This is a genomic window from Shinella sp. JR1-6 (genome assembly GCF_004284735.1).
Taxonomy (GTDB): domain Bacteria; phylum Pseudomonadota; class Alphaproteobacteria; order Rhizobiales; family Rhizobiaceae; genus Shinella.
Map to the genome: position 1 here is coordinate 1 of NZ_SHMI01000041.1, position 15,022 is coordinate 15,022.

Consider the following 15,022-nt stretch of genomic DNA (forward strand, 5'->3'; position numbering starts at 1 on the left):
GTGCCTGTGCGGCACACAAGGGGGCCGGTCTGGCGGATGCGTCGGCATCGTCCGCCGGGATGAGACCGTCCGGAAGGTAAAACCTTCCGTCCACCATCGCCATGGCGCGCGATGGCGGATGACAGAACGGAAACGGCCTTCTTCCGGAAACCGGCGAACACCATCCATCGTCCCGGCCTTTGCAGAGAGACCGGAGTTGCGGGCAAAAACCGCTGAACGGGGCGCTGAAAGGCGCCATACACTACTTTCAGATGCGGCACCTTCCAGCGCCCCGTCCGAAACACCAGGCAAAACCCGGCTCCCATGCGCGGGAATGCCGACGTGCGTTTTCGCGCGAGCGCTGGCCGCCGACGCAAACTTTTCCGCGCCTGCACGCGCCGCCTTCCACGATATCATTGCCGTCACGGGATGCGCAGGGTACATGCAATCCTCCCGTTACGGGAATCGACCTGACCCGAATCCCGTGATGCAGAAGGAACAGTCGATGCCGATAGCACCGCGCCGTGGGCCGATTGCCCTGACGTACCGCGTGCTCGTCCTGCCGGGCGTCATTGCCTATCTCTTCGCCGTCAGCATCGTCGTGCTGGCCGCCGACCGGTTCTGGCTCGTCGATCTCCTCACCTTCGCCTGGCCCTATATCATCGCCGCCGGCAGCCTGCTTGTCGTTGCGGCGCTGGTGACGCGCCGCATGAAGGCGATCGTGATCGCGGGGGTCGGCCTTACGGTGGCGCTGATCCCCGCCGCAGACGTGCCGACCGCCCGCACCTCTGTCGCCACCGGCGGCCTGAAGGTGCTGACCGCCAATCTCTTCGTGGAGAACGAAGAGGATCCGGCCGTCTTCATCGCACTGCTGCGCGCGGAAAAGCCCGATATCGTCGTTCTGGAAGAGACGACCGCGCGCTGGGAGCAGGCCCTGTCCGCGGCCGGCCTCTATCCCTACGAAAGCAGCTCGGATGCGCGCGAGCGCGATGCCATCAAGGTCTTCTCCAGCCTGCCGATCCGCGCCGAGACCGAGCTGAAACGTGCCTTTACCGAGGAGCGCGCCTACAAGCAGCCGCTGCGAATGGAACTGGACATGCGCGGCAAGCCGCTCTTCCTCTATGCCTTCCATCCCGAAACACCGCGCCGGCTCTGGCAGTGGCGCGATCGCAATGCCTATCTTTCGGCCGCTGCCGATGCGGTGCGCGGCGATCTCGAAAGAGCGCCGGTCATCGTCGCCGGCGACTGGAACACGCCGACCTGGTCGCCCTTCTTCCGCACCTTCCTCAAGCAGGCCGGCCTTGCCTCCACCGCGGGCGGCTGGCTGCAGCCCGCCACGCGGTTCAGCCAGAGAATCGAGACGGTCGCCTATATCGGGGCGTCGATCGACCATATCGCCGTCTCCCCGGATATCTCGGTGCGGGCGCGCCGCGTTGGCCCGAACTTCGGGTCCAACCACCTGCCCGTCATCGCCGAACTGGCGCTACCGGAAAACTGACCCCTCGCCCGGGTGGAAAAACACCCTATCTTAGGCGCAGGCCACTTTGAGGGAGACCAACCATGCCGACGGAAAAGGACAGTCCCAGAGCATCGCTCGAGGAAGAGCGTGCCCGGCAGAAGCGGAAGACGGCCGAAGCCGAGCAGGACGACTATCTGGAAGAGGCGCTGGAAGAGACCTTTCCCGCCAGCGATCCCATCGCTCCGGGCGACGCAAGGGACCACGCCAAGTGAAAGGCGGGGGCGTCCATGCCCCGCCCCGACCAGGAAGAACCCGAACAGCAATGAGTACACCCTTTCTCTTCACGGGCCCGGAAGACGCTGCCGTTACCCTGCTTCTTGCCCATGGCAGCGGCGCGCCGATGGATTCGGCGGCAATGAATGCGGCAGCCGATGCCCTCGCCGCCGAGGGCCTGCGCGTCGCGCGCTTCGAATTTTCCTACATGGCGGCGCGCCGCAGCCAGGGCAGCCGCCGGCCGCCACCGAAGGCAGAAACGCTGAACCCGGAATTTCGCGCCGCCGTCGCCGATCTGGCGGCAAAGGGACGGCTGGTCGTCGGCGGCAAATCGATGGGCGGACGCATCGCCAGCATGGTGGCGGATGATCTTTTCGCCGGGGGCCGAATCGCCGGCCTCGTTTGCCTCGGTTATCCGTTCCACCCGCCGGAAAAACCTGCGCAACTGCGCACGGCGCATCTGATGACGCTGGCAACGCCGGCGCTGATCTGCCAGGGCACGCGCGATCCCTTCGGCACCCGGGACGAGGTTGCCGCCTACGATCTTCCGGAGCGCATCCGCCTTTTCTGGCTGGAGGACGGCGACCACGACCTGAAGCCGCGCAAGAGCGTTTCCGGCTTTTCCGCCGCCGACCACCTCGCCACCATGGCGAAGACCGTGAAGGCCTTCACGGAGACGCTGGCATAGGTCCTGTTCCGCATGGAACAGCGCGCAGAACCGTCCCATGCGAAGGTTCGGTCACTGGATGGAACGAACCATCCCAACCGAACCAGAAGGGACACCGATATGCGCAACCTCCTCCTCGCCGCCGCCATCGCCTTTACCGCCGTCGCAAGCTTCGCAGCTCCGTCGCAGGCCGGTTACTACGGCTATGACTACCAGCCGACCTGCTTCATCAAGAAGATCAAGACCTACGACTACTACGGCAACCTGATCATCAAACGCGTCCGCGTCTGCCACTAGCCGGCGCCCCCGATCTGGGGTCGATCGATGTGCGGCCGCCGCTGGCAGACGGCCTCACGGACGCGAAGAAGCCCGGATGCGTTCCCATGCATCCGGGCTTCTCGTCTTCGATTATTCGCCGTTCACCTGCCCGGCCCAGCTTTGCGTGGTACTCTGACCGTCGAGGAAAGGCAGGGCCGTGCTGACGAGTGCGGGTGCTGCAAAGATCTCGTAATGCGTCAGCCCCGGCAGGATGGCGAGACGGTTCTTTGACATGTGCTCCCGCATCCAGCCCGCATCCTTCAGCCCGCCGCCGAGTTTCTGGTAGAATTCGACGATGTGTTCCGGGCGGATCATGTCGCTGTCGCCGAAGACCAGCATGACGGGCATGGCGAGCTTGGCCACCGCATCCGATGCGTCGTAGTCCACCCGCATCGCCGCCCCCATGGCATCGAGCAGTTTCGGGAACGCGGAAACATCGGGCGCAACGGCGGCATAGGACTTGTACATCGGCGTCTCCTTCATCATCTCGGCCATGGCCCCGGACACCGCCGCCTGCTGCGGCAGCATTTCCGGGAAGAAGCCGTTCCTGGCGAAGGGTGCGGAGGCGATGACGAGACGGCGCACTCTGTCCGGCGCGACGGCGGCCATGTGCAGCGCGACGCCGCCGCCGAAGGAATAGCCGAGCACATCGACCTTGTCGTACCCGAGCTTTTCGACAAGCTCGGCCATGTCGGCGCCGATGGCAGGAAGGTCGATCGGCCGCGTGCCGAGCGGCGTGCGGCCATGGCCCTGCAGATCGACGCCGATCACCTGGCGCTTCTCCTGCAGCGTCTTGAGGTTGGCGCCGAACATCTCGATCTGACCGAGGCCGCCATGCAGCAGGAGCAGCGGCTCGCCCTCGCCGCGGATCTCGTAATAGTAGTCGATGCCGTTCACGGTCAGGCGGCCGGCCTTGTCCGGTTTGCCGGCTTCACCCTGCAGCGGGTTTTCGGATACCGTCTCCGCCTGCGCCGCAAGGGGGGCGAAGGCGGCAAGGGCGGCGGTCAGAAGGGTGATGATGGTCATCTTCGGCATGTCTGTCTCCTCGGGTTCCCGCCGGCGGCCCCGCCGGCGTCATGCACCAAGGACGCGGCGGGATGCTTCACCCCGACAGCACGAAAAAAATTTCAGAAGATGCCTGAGAGGATGATTCAAGTGCCTGCCGGATTGAATCCGCTTTCGGCGTCAACGATTTGAAAAGGCTTCTTTATTTTCGGAAGAGGCACCGGGTCGCCGCGGAAGGGAACGTTAACCCGGACATGCGAACATTAGCGCCAAACCAGATACACCCGGGCAGACCATGGCACACAGCTTCTCCTACACGCACTACGATCTCGACATGCAGCGTGCCGGGACGGTGATCGAGATCACGCTTTCGGCCATCGCCAATGTGCGACTGATGAGCCACGGCAATTTCGACCTGTTCAAGAATGCCCGCCAGCACAAGTTCCTGGGTGGCGTCGCCAAGCAGTCCCCGGTCCGGCTGAAAATTCCGGACAACGGCCACTGGCATGTGGTGGTCGACATGGAGGGGCATCCCGGCAAGGCCGAATCGTCGATCAAGGTCGTGCCGGCCGCACCGCAAAAGCCCGTGCAGCGCTTCAGCGCCGCCTCCTGACGGGCGCTGCGGTCGTCAGCCCCGCTCCCGGCGCAACTTCGCCCACCATTCCAGCCGCTTCTTCAGCTCGCGTTCGAAGCCGCGCTCGGGCGGGTCGTAGAAGGTTTTCCGGCCCATCTTCTCCGGGAAATAGTCCTGCCCGGAAAAGGCATCCGGCTCATCGTGATCGTAGCGATAGCCATCGCCATACCCTTCGCCCTTCATCAGCTTGGTCGGCGCGTTGAGGATGTGTTTGGGCGGCAGCAGCGAGCCGTTCTCCTTTGCCGCACGCATCGCCGATTTGTAGGCGACATAGACCGCATTCGATTTCGGCGCGGTGGCGAGGTAGATACAGGCCTGCGCCAGCGCCAGCTCTCCCTCCGGCGAACCGAGGAAGTCATAGGCATCCTTGGCGGCATTGCAGACGGCGAGTGCCTGCGGATCGGCAAGGCCGATATCCTCCACCGCCATGCGCACCATGCGGCGGCAAAGAAACAGCGGATCCTCGCCGGCATCCAGCATACGGGTCAGATAATAGAGCGCCGCATCCGGATCGGAACCACGCACCGCCTTATGCAGCGCGGAGATGAGATTGTAGTGGCCGTCCTGCGACTTGTCATAGACCGGGGCGCGGCGCTGGACGATACGGAAGAGATCGTCCTGTCCAAAGGTCTCGCCGGAACGCGCGGCGCGCCATACCTCCTCGGCAAGCGTCAGCACCGCCCGCCCGTCGCCGTCGGCCATGCGCAGCAGCGAGGCACGCGCTTCCTCGTCGAGTGGCAGCGGCTTCTCCTCGACCACCTCGGCGCGCTTCAGCAACTCTTCGAGGCTCTCTTCGTCATGCGGCTTGAAGGTGAGCACGCGGGCGCGCGAGAGAAGCGCGGCGTTGAGTTCGAAGGACGGATTCTCCGTCGTCGCGCCGACGAGCACGATCGTGCCGTCCTCCATGACCGGCAGGAAGCTGTCCTGCTGGGCACGGTTGAAGCGGTGGATCTCGTCAACGAAGAGCAGGGTCTGGCGCCCGCCCATACGGCGTTGCCGGGCGGATTCGAAAACCTTCTTGAGATCGGCGACGCCGGAGAAGATGGCGGAGATCTGCTCGAAGGCGAGACCGGTCTCGCCGGAAAGCAGCCGCGCCACCGTCGTCTTGCCGGTGCCGGGCGGCCCCCAGAAGATCATCGAGCCGAGCGAGCCGGCCTCGATCATGCGCGACAGCACGCCGTCAGGCCCGGTCAGGTGGTCCTGCCCGGAGACTTCGCCCAGCGTGCGGGGACGCAGCCGATCGGCCAGCGGCCTTTTTGCCGCCATCTCCTCGGGTTCACGCGGGGCGAAGAGGTCACTCATCGGAAGAACTGGCGGATGCGCTGGCCGTCACGCTCGATCTCAACGCGCCAGATGGACGGGTCCTCGGTGACGAGCGAGGCGAGGATTTCGGTGGAGGCGACTTCGGTGCCGTTGAGCGCAATGATGATGTCGCGCGGCTGGAGACCGATGCGCGCTGCCGGCGAGCCGCGATTGACCTCGGTAACGACGACGCCCGTCGTGGTCCGGTTGGTCGGCATGCGCAGGTCTTCGGCCACGCGCGGCGAAAGGTTGGCGACGATCGCGCCGGAGAAGGGGTTGCGCCCCTCGATCAGCCGCTCGTCGCGCGGCGTCGTCTCGGGCGCACGGTCGAGCGAGAGCGTCAGCTCCTCCTCCTTGCCATTGGCGACGACCGTGATGCGCGCGGTGCCGCCAATGCCGACCGTGGTGAGGCGATAGCCGAGGGCGTCGGGATGTTCGACGGGAACACCATTGACGGCGGTGACGACCTGCCCCGGCTTCATGCCCGCCTTCTCCGCCGGGCTGCCGGCCTGCACCTGCGAAACCAGCGCACCACGGGCACGATCGAGGCCAAGCGCCTCGGCAACCTCGGAGGTCACAGGATCGAAGGTGGCCCCGATGAAGGGGCGGTCGAAGGTGGCGCTGCCGTTTTCGGCACTGGCGATGAAGGTCTTCACCAGGTTGGCCGGAATGGCGAAACCGACGCCGTTCGAGCCGCCGCCGCGCGAGAAGATCGCGGTGTTGATGCCGATCAGCTCGCCGTTCATGTTGATGAGGCCGCCGCCGGAATTGCCGGGATTGATCGAAGCGTCCGTCTGGATGAAGAAGCCGAAATCGCCGGAACGGACCTGGTTGCGGGCGAGCGCCGAGACGATGCCGCTCGTCACCGTCTGGCCGACGCCGAACGGATTGCCGATGGCAAGCACCAGGTCGCCGACCTGCACCGCGTCGCTGTCGCCGAGCGGCAGCGCGGTGAAATCCACATCCGCCTTGATCTTCAGGACGGCAAGGTCGACGCGCTCGTCCTTCAGCACCACGGTGCTCTCATATTCACGGCCGTCCGCGAGCGCGATCTTGATATCGCTCGCCCCCTCGATGACATGGTTGTTCGTCACGACGATGCCCTTGGCCCCGACGATGACGCCCGAGCCGAGCGAGGACTGCTTTTCGCTGCGATTCGGCATGCGCTGGCCGAAGAACTCCTCGAAGAAGGGATCGCCGTCGAAGATCGAGCGGCGCTCGACGACGCGCTCGGCGTAGACGTTGACCACCGCGTTCTCGACCTGCTTGACCAGCGGCGCGAAGGAGAGCTGCATTTCCGTGCGCGATTGCGGCACGGTGCGCTCCTCGGCCCTTGCGGGCGCCGCAAGGGCGAGAGCAAAGGCAAGGGGGGCGGCAAGCAGGATGCGGACGTTCGGCATGGACGAGTCTCCTTCGTTTCTGCGTCACGATCAGATAGGATTTCGCGGGAAAAAAGGCAAACCGCGTGGCGGCGTGTCGATCGTGGCGATCTCACGCGGCGCGCACGAAAATGTGGTCGCTGCAAATCTTTCGCCGCCGTTGAAACAACACGGACCGCGTTTACGTAGGTACCAGGGAAAACAACGCAACAGATCGAGCCCCGCCATGTCTCTCTACCGCCCACCCCGCATCCCCGCGTCGCAGATCACGCCGGAACACTGTTTCCTCGGGCGCCGCTCGTTTCTGGCGGCGGCGGGCGGAGCGCTCCTGGCATCCGGCGCCCCCGCTTTCGCGGAAGCGCTGAAGGCGTCGAAATCGCCCTATGCGGTGGACGAGGCACTGACGCCCGAAAAGGATGTGACCAGCTACAACAACTTCTATGAGTTCGGCTTGGGCAAGGGCGACCCGCTCGCCAACTCGGAAAAGTTCAAACCGACGCCCTGGACGGTGAAGGTCGACGGGCTCGTCGGCAAGCCGAAGGAATTCGGGTTGGAAGAGCTGCTTTCCCTGCCGCTGGAAGATCGGGTTTACCGCATGCGCTGCGTGGAGGCATGGTCGATGGTCATTCCCTGGGTCGGCTTTCCGCTCTCCGCGCTGCTCGACAAGGTGGAGCCGCTTGGCGACGCAAAATACGTCGCCTTCGAAACAATCGTCCGGCCTGAGGAAATGCCCGGCCAATCCGGCTATTTCCAGTCGCTGCCCTGGCCCTATGTCGAGGGGTTGAGACTGGACGAGGCACGCCACCCGCTGGCGATCCTCTCCGTTGGTGTCTACGGCAAGACGTTGCCGAATCAGAACGGCGCGCCGATCCGCCTCGTCGTGCCGTGGAAGTACGGCTTCAAGGGCATCAAGTCGATCGTCAAGATCACGCTCACCGACAAGCAGCCGCCCTCCACCTGGAACCTCGCCGCGCCGAGCGAATATGGCTTCTATGCCAATGTGAACCCGGAGGTCGATCATCCACGCTGGAGCCAGGCAAGCGAAAACCGCATCGGCGAAGGCGGCTTCTTCGGCGCCAACCGGCGGCCGACCCTGGCCTTCAACGGCTATGCCGAGGAGGTTTCCGGTCTTTACAGCGGTATGGATCTCAGGGCGAACTACTGATGGCGAGCCTGCCCACCCTGCCCCGCAAATACCACGCGGCCTCGATCTGGCTGCTGTACGCCGTCGGTCTCCTGCCGGCGGCCTGGGGCTTCTGGCTCGGCGCAACGGGGCGCCTGCCCGGCAATCCGGTCAAGGAATTCGAGCACCTGCTCGGCCTCTGGGCGCTGCGCTTCTTCATCGCCACGCTCGCCCTCACGCCTATCCGCGATCTCTTCGCCATCAATTGGGTGCGCTACCGCCGGGCGCTCGGGCTCCTGGCGTTCTGGTACGTGCTGATGCACTTCCTCACCTACATGCTGCTCGACCAGTATCTGAATTTCCCGGCGATCCTCGTCGACATCGCCAAGCGGCCCTTCATCACCATCGGCATGGCCGCCTTCGTGCTGCTCATTCCACTGGCGTTGACGTCCAACAACTGGTCAATCCGTCGGCTCGGCATGCGCTGGGTGAAGCTGCACAGGCTGGTCTATGTCATCGCCGCCGCCGGTGCGCTGCATTTCGCCATGTCGGTGAAGGTCGTGGGGCTGGAGCCCTGGACCTATATCGGACTTGTGGCGCTGCTTCTCCTCTATCGGCTGGTGCGGCCGATGATCCGCGGCGGCAGAGGCGGGAAGGCACGCGCCTCCGCATTTCGCGGGCAGGAGCGCTCGGCTTGAGGCTTGCCGTGTGACATTGCCTTAGGACGCGCGCCCCGGGCCGCTCGCCTCGTCCCTGATCACGAAGAGCTTCGGTCCAGCCTGCTGCGGGACATCCGCCGGACTGCTGACGACGCGGTTCCGGCCATTGCTCTTGGCAAGATAGAGCAAGCGGTCGGCGCGGCTGATCGCATCATGGATCGTATGATCGCCGGCAGCCGTGACCGCAACGCCAAAACTCGCGGTGATCGAGCGGTCGATACCGATACGGCCGAGATCGCGTTCCGACAAGGCCAGACGCACCGTGTTTGCAAGCATATGGGCGTCTTGCAGGCGGCAGTTCGGCAGATAGGCGATGAACTCCTCTCCGCCGAAGCGGGCGACCGCCACGCCCGGCCAGGCGAGCGCGCGCAGGAGGTCGGCCACCTCGCGGATCGCCTCGTCCCCGGCTGCGTGTCCGAACCGGTCGTTGATCGACTTGAACCAGTCGATATCGGCGACGACGATGGCGGCCTCGTTTTTGCCCGCGTGCCCGTTTGCGCCAAGAAGCTGCTCGAAGCCGCGACGGTTGAGGAGACCGGTCAACGGATCCTCCTCCGACGCCTTGCGGTACCGCTCGACGATCCGCAACGCCACCGAGGCAAGCGCCGTCAGAGCCAGAAGCAATGCGCCGATCGTCGCCGTGACCTGCATGACGAAGGCGTAGGGCGAGCCGATAAAGGCATCCATGGCAAGACTGCCCGCCATGACGAAGAAAACGATCGTGCGCACCGTCGTCTCAAGCATGACGAAGACAACGGCGCCGAGCAGCGCGCGGTCCACCCATGTGGCCGACCGGCGCCAGGAGGACAGCAAGGCTGTTGCAAGCAGAAGGCTGCAGGCGATGTCGCTGACGAAGAGTTCGACGCGCAGGCTTTGCGCGACGAACACGGCGTAGGCGATGACGCCGTAGGCGGTGGCTGCAATGCCGAGGCGGAGAACGAGATGACGGGGCGCGTCGAAATGGGTGGTCAGGCCATGACTGTAGAAGAGGAAGGCGCTGAGGAACGCAGCATCTGCCGTCATCGCGACCATGGGTACGGGTGCGACAGCCTGCAGAAGCGGCGCTAGGAAACCGAGGGCCGCACAGAGATAACCGCCGGCCCAGAACAGGGCGGCGCGGTTGCCGAAACGCGCGACGATGAAAAACGCCACGCCGAACAGGGTAAGAACCACCGGCAGCAGGAATGCGAAATTCTCGGCCATCACTCGAACTCGATTAAACTTCGCGAAAAGTTTAGAGCCGAGGGCTGAAGACAATGCCTAGGGACATGGTTTCCGGAACCTTGCAGGCGGCATTTGCGCAAAGAAAAAGCCGGGCGCTTTCGCGTCCGGCTTCAAGACGTCCGGTGAGGACGCTTTTTCGATCAGGCGGCTTCGGCAGCGTCTGCTTCAGCAGCAACGCGAGCCTTGTCGGCTGCGCCCTTGGCGTCGACGTCGCGGTCAACGAACTCGATGACGGCGAGCGGGGCGTTGTCGCCATGACGGTAGCCGGCCTTCATGATGCGCAGGTAGCCACCGTTACGGCTGGCGTAGCGCGTTGCGATCGCGTCGAACAGCTTCGAAACGACGGCGACGTCGCGGATCTGCGAGATCGCCTGACGGCGAGCGTGCAGGTCGCCGCGCTTGCCGAGGGTGACGAGCTTCTCGACGATCGGGCGAATTTCCTTCGCCTTCGGCAGAGTGGTGACGATCTGCTCATGCTGGATGAGCGAAGCAGCCATGTTGGCGAACATCGCCTTGCGGTGGCTGGCGGTACGGTTGAGTTTGCGACCGGAATTCTGGTGGCGCATCTCTATTCTCCTTCACATGCAGGCAGTTGCCTGCCGTTTGATGGTGTTAATACTGGTCTTCGTAGCGCTTGGCGAGATCTTCGATGTTCTCGGGCGGCCATGCCGGCACTTCCATGCCGAGGTGCAGGCCCATGGAAGCGAGAACTTCCTTGATTTCGTTCAGCGACTTGCGACCAAAATTCGGAGTGCGAAGCATTTCGGCTTCGGTCTTCTGAATGAGATCGCCGATATAGACGATGTTGTCGTTCTTCAGGCAGTTCGCCGAACGGACAGAAAGTTCCAGTTCGTCGACCTTCTTGAGGAGTGCCGGGTTGAACGCCAGTTCGGTGACCGATTCCTCTTCGGCTTCCTTCTGCGGCTCGTCGAAATTGACGAAGACCGAGAGCTGGTCCTGGAGGATGCGGGCCGCAAACGCGATCGCATCTTCGCCCGTGACGGAACCATCGGTCTCGATGGTCATCGTCAGCTTGTCGTAGTCGAGAACCTGGCCTTCACGGGTGTTTTCCACCTTGTAGGACACTTTCTTGACCGGCGAATAAAGGCTGTCGACCGGGATGAGGCCGATCGGCGCGTCTTCGGAACGGTTGCGGTCGGCCGGGACATAACCCTTGCCGTTGTTGACCGTGAACTCCATGCGGATTTCCGCGCCCTCGTCGAGGGTGCAGATGACATGGTTCGGGTTCAGGATCTCGATGTCGCCGACCGTCTGGATGTCACCAGCCGTCACGACGCCCGGACCCTGCTTGCGCACGACCATACGCTTGGAATCGTCGCCATCCATCTTGATGGCGATTTCCTTGATGTTCAGCACGATATCGGTCACGTCTTCCCGGACGCCCGGGATCGACGAGAACTCGTGCAGCACGCCGTCGATCTGCACGGCGGTAACAGCCGCACCGCGCAGCGACGACAGGAGAACGCGACGCAGCGCGTTGCCGAGCGTCAGGCCGAAGCCACGCTCCAGCGGCTCGGCAACAAGGCTTGCCTTGGTGCGGCCGGAGGAGGAGAACTCCACCTTGTTCGGCTTGATCAGTTCCTGCCAGTTTTTCTGGATCATATGTTTTGCCTTCCGTTCGCCGCCACCATCCAATCGTGGCGGCCGAGCCCTGAAGATCCACGGAAGCCGTCACCCGGCTTCCGCGGCAATTCGAATGCGGTGATCAGACGCGACGCTTCTTGCGCGGGCGGCAACCGTTGTGCGGGATCGGGGTCACGTCGCGGATGGACGTGATCATGAAGCCGGCAGCCTGGAGGGCGCGCAGAGCCGATTCGCGGCCGGAACCCGGACCGCAGACTTCGACTTCCAGCGACTTCATGCCGTGTTCCTGGGCCTTCTTGGCGCAGTCTTCAGCAGCGATCTGGGCGGCAAACGGGGTCGACTTGCGCGAACCCTTGAAGCCCTTTGCACCGGCCGACGACCAGGCAATGGCGTTGCCCTGTGCGTCGGTGATGGTGATCATCGTGTTGTTGAACGAAGAATTGACGTGAGCAACACCCGAGGTGATGTTCTTGCGTTCGCGACGGCGGACGCGTGCGGCTTCCTTGGCCATGGGTAGTCCTTTCGTTGATCTCGACACCGCCGTAGTTCCAGCGGCTCCACCGGGCCGGGTCGAAACCCTTGGCCCTGAATAAAATTTGCACCCGGCCCAAAGGCATCGCGTGCGGCGATATCGTCACTGCCGTAATACCAGCAGCTCCACCGACCGGGGCCTCGACCTCAATGAAAAGCAAGGTCCCGCTCGAAACTCAAAAGAGGCCGGCGCGAAGCGCCAGCCTCCCACTCCCCGTTTCCGGGAAATTACTTTTTCTTGCCTGCGATGGCCTTTGCCGGGCCCTTGCGGGTGCGGGCATTGGTGTGCGTGCGCTGACCGCGGACCGGAAGGCCACGACGGTGACGCAGACCGCGGTAGCAACCGAGGTCCATGAGGCGCTTGATGTTCATCGAGGTTTCGCGACGCAGGTCACCTTCGACCTGGTAGTCACGGTCGATGGCTTCGCGGATCTGCAGGATTTCTGCGTCCGTCAGCTGGTGTACGCGACGATCGGACGGAATACCGACCTTCTCGATGATTTCCTGTGCAAACTTCGGGCCGATCCCGTGGATATAGGTCAGCGCGATGACTACGCGCTTCGCGGTCGGGATGTTGACGCCAGCGATACGTGCCACGCCTGTTCTCCTTGCTTCCAGTTGCCATCCGGCAAGTGGTTTTCTTCATTCGATACGACCGGGAAGGCCGCTGTTCAATTGAGGTTCGGGACATGTCGAAAACGACCGTACCCGGACTTCGTTCTTGTGAAATCCGCGCCGATCGCAATGGTATGTCGCGAGTTGGCGCTGTCATAAGGGGAATCGGCCGAAAAAGTCAACTCCCGGCCGATCCTTTTTCGCCTGATCTCAGGCGTTCTCCAGGATTCCGGCGATCTCCGCCGTCACCTTGTCGACATTGGCCATGCCGTCGACCGTCTGGAGCTTGCCGGTCGACGCGTAGTAGGTCGACAGCGGCGCAGTCTTTTCGCGGTATTCCGTCAAGCGGCGCTTGAAGGCTTCCGGATTGTCGTCGGAACGGACCGTGCCGCCCGCGGCGATCGTCTCGGCCACGCGATTCTCCATGCGCTTGACCAGCGCATCCTCGTCGACCTTCAGCTCGATCACGGCGTCGAGCGAGAGGCCCTTGCCGGCGAGAATCTGGTCGAGAGCCTCAGCCTGCGGAACCGTGCGCGGATAGCCATCAAGGATGAAGCCCTTGGCACAGTCGGCCGAATCGATTCGGTCAGACACGATCTCGTTGACGATGGCGTCGGAAACGAGCTGGCCAGCATCCATGACGGCCTTTGCGCGCTTGCCGACATCCGTGCCGGCGGCGACAGCCGCCCGCAACATGTCACCCGTGGAGAGCTGCGGAATACCGTGCTTCTCCGTCAGAAGCTTGGCCTGTGTCCCCTTGCCAGCGCCCGGCGGTCCCAGAAAAATCAGTCTCATCGTCCCCTCTTACCTCCACGCAGCTTCGACTTCTTGATCAGCCCCTCATACTGCTGAGCAATCAGGTGGCCCTGTATCTGTGCTACAGTATCCAAGGTCACGCTGACAACAATCAAAAGCGACGTACCACCAAGGTAGAATGGGACCCCGGTCTGCGCGATGAGAATTTCGGGAAGGATACAAACGAAGACAAGATAGAGCGCGCCGATGACCGTGATGCGGGTCAGCACGTAATCGATATATTCGGCGGTGCGTTCGCCCGGGCGGATACCCGGAATGAACCCGCCATGCTTCTTCAGATTGTCGGCCGTGTCCTTCGGATTGAAGACGATGGCCGTGTAGAAGAAGGCGAAGAAGGCAATCATGCCCGCATAGAGCAGCATGTAGAGCGGCTGGCCGTGGCCGAGGGCGGCGATGACCGTCGTTGCCCAGGACGGCAGCTCAGACGTGTTCGAGAACCCGGCCAGCGTTGCCGGCAGCAGCAGCAGCGAGGAGGCGAAGATCGCCGGAATGACGCCCGCGGTGTTGAGCTTCAGCGGCAGGTGCGAGGTATCGCCCTGGAACATGCGGTTGCCGACCTGTCGCTTCGGATACTGGATCAGAAGCCGGCGCTGGGCACGTTCGACGAAGACGATGAGCGCGATGACGCCGACGGCCATGACCACGACGGCGATAACGACGCCGATCGAGAGCGCACCGGTGCGGCTGAGCTCGAGCGTGCCAGCCAGCGCGCCCGGAAGGGCCGCAACGATACCGGCGAAGATGATCAGCGAAATGCCGTTGCCGATGCCGCGCGAGGTGATCTGTTCACCCAGCCACATCAGGAACATGGTGCCACCGAGCAGCGAGATGACGGTGGAGATGCGGAAGAACCAGCCCGGATCGTTGACGAGCCCTGCCCCGCTCTCAAGGCCGACGGCGATGCCATAGGCCTGCAGCGTGCCGAGCAGCACCGTGCCGTAGCGCGTGTACTGATTGATGATCTTGCGGCCCTGCTCGCCTTCCTTCTTCAGCTGCTCCAGCGACGGAACGACCGAGGTCATCAGCTGCACGATGATCGAGGCGGAAATATACGGCATGATGCCGAGCGCGAAGATCGCCATGCGCTCGACGGCGCCGCCGGAGAACATGTTGAAGAGGCCGAGAATGCCGCTCGCCTGGCCGCGGAAGGCCTGCGCGAAGGCTTCGGGGTTGAGACCCGGCAACGGGATATAGGTGCCGAGGCGATAGACGAGCAGCGCGCCCAGCGTGAACCAGAGACGCTTCTTCAGATCTTCTGCTTTCGAGAAGGTCGAGAAGTTGAGATTAGAGGCAAGTTGTTCCGCTGCCGAAGCCATGCATTTCTCCGCGAAGCCGATCCGGCGGCGGTAAGCCCGGCCAGGTCCGGATTGGCT

The 15,022-nt window shown here is 63.5% G+C and carries 17 protein-coding genes; 7 read left to right on the top strand and 10 right to left on the bottom strand.

Features of this window, described 5'->3' with window-relative positions:
* The first annotated feature begins 484 nt into the window (after nucleotides 1-484).
* From EXZ48_RS31470 to EXZ48_RS35130, 4 genes are all read left to right on the top strand, one after another.
* Complete coding sequence (locus EXZ48_RS31470; RefSeq protein WP_165909488.1) at nucleotides 485-1,477, top strand: endonuclease/exonuclease/phosphatase family protein; 993 nt, start codon at nucleotides 485-487, stop codon at nucleotides 1,475-1,477.
* A gap of 62 nt (nucleotides 1,478-1,539) precedes the next feature.
* Entirely contained in the window at nucleotides 1,540-1,710 is a 171-nt protein-coding gene (locus tag EXZ48_RS35125) for a hypothetical protein (protein WP_023513763.1), read from the top strand.
* A 50-nt stretch (nucleotides 1,711-1,760) separates the two neighbouring features.
* A complete protein-coding gene (locus tag EXZ48_RS31475; protein WP_130520922.1) occupies nucleotides 1,761-2,399 on the top strand; it encodes an alpha/beta family hydrolase in 639 nt (212 codons plus the stop codon).
* Between the two features lie 99 nt (nucleotides 2,400-2,498).
* Nucleotides 2,499-2,675 carry a hypothetical protein gene (locus EXZ48_RS35130; protein ID WP_023513765.1) on the top strand — a complete coding sequence of 59 codons (177 nt, stop codon included), beginning with the start codon at nucleotides 2,499-2,501 and terminating at the stop codon, nucleotides 2,673-2,675.
* Between the two features lie 111 nt (nucleotides 2,676-2,786).
* Here the strand turns inward: EXZ48_RS35130 and EXZ48_RS31480 are convergent, their stop codons facing one another.
* Nucleotides 2,787-3,731 carry an alpha/beta fold hydrolase gene (locus EXZ48_RS31480; protein WP_023513766.1) on the bottom strand — a complete coding sequence of 315 codons (945 nt, stop codon included), beginning with the start codon at nucleotides 3,729-3,731 and terminating at the stop codon, nucleotides 2,787-2,789.
* A 265-nt stretch (nucleotides 3,732-3,996) separates the two neighbouring features.
* Here EXZ48_RS31480 and EXZ48_RS31485 point away from each other — a divergent pair, with 265 nt between their 5' ends.
* Entirely contained in the window at nucleotides 3,997-4,314 is a 318-nt protein-coding gene (locus tag EXZ48_RS31485; protein ID WP_050743084.1) for a DUF1883 domain-containing protein, read from the top strand.
* 15 nt (nucleotides 4,315-4,329) lie between these two features.
* On the opposite strand, the gene EXZ48_RS31490 is transcribed toward EXZ48_RS31485, so the two are convergent.
* Both EXZ48_RS31490 and EXZ48_RS31495 read right to left on the bottom strand, forming a co-directional pair.
* Nucleotides 4,330-5,637 carry a replication-associated recombination protein A gene (locus EXZ48_RS31490; RefSeq protein WP_130520924.1) on the bottom strand — a complete coding sequence of 436 codons (1,308 nt, stop codon included), beginning with the start codon at nucleotides 5,635-5,637 and terminating at the stop codon, nucleotides 4,330-4,332.
* Complete coding sequence (locus EXZ48_RS31495) at nucleotides 5,634-7,037, bottom strand: DegQ family serine endoprotease (protein WP_023513769.1); 1,404 nt, start codon at nucleotides 7,035-7,037, stop codon at nucleotides 5,634-5,636. Before EXZ48_RS31495 ends, EXZ48_RS31490 begins: the two co-directional genes overlap by 4 nt.
* A 205-nt stretch (nucleotides 7,038-7,242) precedes the next feature.
* Here EXZ48_RS31495 and msrP point away from each other — a divergent pair, with 205 nt between their 5' ends.
* Complete coding sequence (msrP, locus tag EXZ48_RS31500) at nucleotides 7,243-8,181, top strand: protein-methionine-sulfoxide reductase catalytic subunit MsrP (protein WP_130520926.1); 939 nt, start codon at nucleotides 7,243-7,245, stop codon at nucleotides 8,179-8,181.
* Complete coding sequence (msrQ, locus tag EXZ48_RS31505; RefSeq protein WP_130520928.1) at nucleotides 8,181-8,837, top strand: protein-methionine-sulfoxide reductase heme-binding subunit MsrQ; 657 nt, start codon at nucleotides 8,181-8,183, stop codon at nucleotides 8,835-8,837. The genes msrP and msrQ overlap by 1 nt, the downstream gene beginning before the upstream one ends.
* A gap of 21 nt (nucleotides 8,838-8,858) precedes the next feature.
* Here the strand turns inward: msrQ and EXZ48_RS31510 are convergent, their stop codons facing one another.
* From EXZ48_RS31510 to secY, 7 genes are all read right to left on the bottom strand, one after another.
* Nucleotides 8,859-10,061 (bottom strand): diguanylate cyclase, encoded by a 1,203-nt coding sequence (locus tag EXZ48_RS31510; protein ID WP_130520930.1) that lies wholly within the window; start codon nucleotides 10,059-10,061, stop codon nucleotides 8,859-8,861.
* A gap of 161 nt (nucleotides 10,062-10,222) precedes the next feature.
* A complete protein-coding gene (gene rplQ, locus EXZ48_RS31515) occupies nucleotides 10,223-10,648 on the bottom strand; it encodes a 50S ribosomal protein L17 (RefSeq protein ID WP_023517174.1) in 426 nt (141 codons plus the stop codon).
* A 46-nt stretch (nucleotides 10,649-10,694) separates the two neighbouring features.
* Nucleotides 10,695-11,705 (bottom strand): DNA-directed RNA polymerase subunit alpha, encoded by a 1,011-nt coding sequence (locus EXZ48_RS31520; protein ID WP_024270448.1) that lies wholly within the window; start codon nucleotides 11,703-11,705, stop codon nucleotides 10,695-10,697.
* Nucleotides 11,706-11,808: 103 nt separating this feature from the next.
* Nucleotides 11,809-12,198, bottom strand: a complete 390-nt coding sequence (gene rpsK, locus EXZ48_RS31525) for a 30S ribosomal protein S11 (protein ID WP_023513823.1) — start codon at nucleotides 12,196-12,198, stop codon at nucleotides 11,809-11,811.
* Nucleotides 12,199-12,446: 248 nt separating this feature from the next.
* Nucleotides 12,447-12,815, bottom strand: coding sequence for a 30S ribosomal protein S13 (gene rpsM, locus EXZ48_RS31530; RefSeq protein WP_024270447.1), 369 nt, complete (start codon nucleotides 12,813-12,815; stop codon nucleotides 12,447-12,449).
* A 228-nt stretch (nucleotides 12,816-13,043) separates the two neighbouring features.
* Nucleotides 13,044-13,628, bottom strand: a complete 585-nt coding sequence (locus tag EXZ48_RS31535) for an adenylate kinase (RefSeq protein WP_024270446.1) — start codon at nucleotides 13,626-13,628, stop codon at nucleotides 13,044-13,046.
* The gene (gene secY, locus EXZ48_RS31540) at nucleotides 13,625-14,965 is read right to left on the bottom strand and encodes a preprotein translocase subunit SecY (RefSeq protein WP_024270445.1); all 1,341 of its coding nucleotides are present in this window, start codon (nucleotides 14,963-14,965) and stop codon (nucleotides 13,625-13,627) included. Before secY ends, EXZ48_RS31535 begins: the two co-directional genes overlap by 4 nt.
* Nucleotides 14,966-15,022: the final 57 nt, after the last annotated feature.

Coding starts and splice junctions, on each gene's coding strand:
- EXZ48_RS31470 (WP_165909488.1), top strand. CDS start 485: ATGCCGATAGCACCGCGCCGTGGGCCGATTGCCCTGACGTACCGCGTG.
- EXZ48_RS35125 (WP_023513763.1), top strand. CDS start 1,540: ATGCCGACGGAAAAGGACAGTCCCAGAGCATCGCTCGAGGAAGAGCGT.
- EXZ48_RS31475 (WP_130520922.1), top strand. CDS start 1,761: ATGAGTACACCCTTTCTCTTCACGGGCCCGGAAGACGCTGCCGTTACC.
- EXZ48_RS35130 (WP_023513765.1), top strand. CDS start 2,499: ATGCGCAACCTCCTCCTCGCCGCCGCCATCGCCTTTACCGCCGTCGCA.
- EXZ48_RS31480 (WP_023513766.1), bottom strand. CDS start 3,731: ATGCCGAAGATGACCATCATCACCCTTCTGACCGCCGCCCTTGCCGCC.
- EXZ48_RS31485 (WP_050743084.1), top strand. CDS start 3,997: ATGGCACACAGCTTCTCCTACACGCACTACGATCTCGACATGCAGCGT.
- EXZ48_RS31490 (WP_130520924.1), bottom strand. CDS start 5,637: ATGAGTGACCTCTTCGCCCCGCGTGAACCCGAGGAGATGGCGGCAAAA.
- EXZ48_RS31495 (WP_023513769.1), bottom strand. CDS start 7,037: ATGCCGAACGTCCGCATCCTGCTTGCCGCCCCCCTTGCCTTTGCTCTC.
- msrP (WP_130520926.1), top strand. CDS start 7,243: ATGTCTCTCTACCGCCCACCCCGCATCCCCGCGTCGCAGATCACGCCG.
- msrQ (WP_130520928.1), top strand. CDS start 8,181: ATGGCGAGCCTGCCCACCCTGCCCCGCAAATACCACGCGGCCTCGATC.
- EXZ48_RS31510 (WP_130520930.1), bottom strand. CDS start 10,061: ATGGCCGAGAATTTCGCATTCCTGCTGCCGGTGGTTCTTACCCTGTTC.
- rplQ (WP_023517174.1), bottom strand. CDS start 10,648: ATGCGCCACCAGAATTCCGGTCGCAAACTCAACCGTACCGCCAGCCAC.
- EXZ48_RS31520 (WP_024270448.1), bottom strand. CDS start 11,705: ATGATCCAGAAAAACTGGCAGGAACTGATCAAGCCGAACAAGGTGGAG.
- rpsK (WP_023513823.1), bottom strand. CDS start 12,198: ATGGCCAAGGAAGCCGCACGCGTCCGCCGTCGCGAACGCAAGAACATC.
- EXZ48_RS31535 (WP_024270446.1), bottom strand. CDS start 13,628: ATGAGACTGATTTTTCTGGGACCGCCGGGCGCTGGCAAGGGGACACAG.
- secY (WP_024270445.1), bottom strand. CDS start 14,965: ATGGCTTCGGCAGCGGAACAACTTGCCTCTAATCTCAACTTCTCGACC.